2 protein-coding genes are annotated in these 2,136 nt (G+C 67.1%); both read right to left on the bottom strand.

The window, feature by feature from the left end:
- Positions 1–7: 7 nt before the first annotated feature.
- On the bottom strand, positions 8–1,360 hold the full coding sequence (locus ACFYWM_RS44650) for a hypothetical protein (protein ID WP_389927970.1): 1,353 nt from the start codon (positions 1,358–1,360) through the stop codon (positions 8–10).
- 53 nt (positions 1,361–1,413) lie between these two features.
- A partial coding sequence (locus ACFYWM_RS44645) for a hypothetical protein (RefSeq protein WP_389927967.1) occupies positions 1,414–2,136 on the bottom strand: 723 nt, incomplete at its 5' end.

Here is a 2,136-nt window from a genome sequence, read left to right as displayed (position 1 = left end):
GGTGGGGTCAGCTGACGGTGTTGGGTTGGGCGGACAGGAGGGTTTGGGACCAGCCGTTGGTGTCGACGGTGCCGTGGCCGGTGATGTCGTCGCCGTTGGCGTCGTGGGGGTTGAGGTCGCGGTAGCGGTAGAGGGCTCCGTTGGGCAGGTGGCCGTAGTAGACGCCGCCGCCGGGGGACAGGAGGTGGCTCATGCCTTCCCAGGTGGCGTCTTTGAGCTGGTGGCGGTCGTAGTCTTCGATGCCTTTGACGCGGTAGGACAGCAGCAGGCCGGTGTCGGTGGTGCCCAGGAGCCAGTTGGTGGCGGTGGTGGTGAGGGTTTTGAGGGTGAAGCCGCGGCCGATGAGGGCGCTTCCGGAGATGTCGGTGCTGGTGGGTTTGGCGGTGTAGACGGCGTAGCGGCGCAGGACGCCGTCGGCGATGCCGAACAGGTAGGTGCCGTCGAAGGCGAGCAGGTCGTGGGTGTAGCCGTTGTCGAGGTGGACGGGGGGGTGGAAGGACAGGCTGTTGTTGTTGGTGATGATGTCGACGCGGTAGAGCTTGCCTTCGGGGCCGTCCTCGGTGACCAGGAGGGTGTTGAAGTTGAGGGTGGCGATGGCTTTGGGGGTGAAGCCGAGGGTGGTGGTGGAGACGACGTTGCCGTGGGTGCGTCGGCCGGTGGCCGCGTCGATCGCGGCGTAGGTCAGGCGCCCGTCGGGCTGCACCCCGTACACCGAAACCTTGCCTCTCGGCGCGTTGACGTAGGGAAGTATCGTGTTCACGATGATCTGCGCGTCGGCGGCCTGGACCTGGTACCGCTCAGGAAAGGCCGACACCTGCACGCCCTGCGCCACCTCGCCGACGGGCTTGGTCTTCCAGCTGTCGTTCGGATAGACCCGCAGCATCTTGTCGAGAAAGGCGTTGGTCGCCCACGTCGGGTTGAGCCGCTGGGACGCACTTCCCCAGGATGCCCGCTGCTGGAACAACCCGAGGCTGTCGTGGTCGACCTCCTCACTGATGTTCTGGATGCTGGTCTCCACGATGACCGTGGCGACGGCGATCACGGCCGCGCGCGCGTCCAGGCCGCGGTCCCGCACCGCCTTGATCACCATGCGCGCGCAGGACACGCGATAGGCGGACATGTAACCGCGCATCTTGGCGTCCAGGGTGCCGTTGAGCTGTGTGGCCAGTGCCGCGTCGGTCGCCGTGGTGCCGTTGGAGTCGCAGGCGGCGAGCTGGTAGGCGGCGTCGACGTCCGAGGCCGTGGTGGGCCTGGGGGGAACGGGCTCCGCCATCGCGGGGTGCACGGTTCCCGACAGGCCGAGAACGGCGACGACGGTCGTGATGGTGATGGCGGCACGGGACAAGAGAGAACCGAACATGTGGAGAGTCCTTAACGAAGAGCGGCCGCTGCCGGCTGGGACGAGGTCGGGGGTCAGCTGACGGTGTTGGGTTGGGCGGACAGGAGGGTTTGGGACCAGCCGTTGGTGTCGACGGTGCCGTGGCCGGTGATGTCGTCGCCGTTGGCGTCGTGGGGGTTGAGGTCGCGGTAGCGGTAGAGGGCTCCGTTGGGCAGGTGGCCGTAGTAGACGCCGCCGCCGGGGGACAGGAGGTGGCTCATGCCTTCCCAGGTGGCGTCTTTGAGCTGGTGGCGGTCGTAGTCTTCGATGCCTTTGACGCGGTAGGACAGCAGCAGGCCGGTGTCGGTGGTGCCCAGGAGCCAGTTGGTGGCGGTGGTGGTGAGGGTTTTGAGGGTGAAGCCGCGGCCGATGAGGGCGCTTCCGGAGATGTCGGTGCTGGTGGGTTTGGCGGTGTAGACGGCGTAGCGGCGCAGGACGCCGTCGGCGATGCCGAACAGGTAGGTGCCGTCGAAGGCGAGCAGGTCGTGGGTGTAGCCGTTGTCGAGGTGGACGGGGGGGTGGAAGGACAGGCTGTTGTTGTTGGTGATGATGTCGACGCGGTAGAGCTTGCCTTCGGGGCCGTCCTCGGTGACCAGGAGGGTGTTGAAGTTGAGGGTGGCGATGGCTTTGGGGGTGAAGCCGAGGGTGGTGGTGGAGACGACGTTGCCGTGGGTGCGTCGGCCGGTGGCCGCGTCGATCGCGGCGTAGGTCAGGCGCCCGTCGGGCTGCACCCCGTACACCGAAACCTTGCCCGTGGG

It is taken from the genome of Streptosporangium sp. NPDC002721 (assembly GCF_042888905.1).
Taxonomy (GTDB): Bacteria; Actinomycetota; Actinomycetes; order Streptosporangiales; family Streptosporangiaceae; genus Streptosporangium.
The sequence above is the reverse complement of the archived record's forward strand: the minus strand, read 5'-3'. Positions and strand labels throughout refer to the sequence as shown.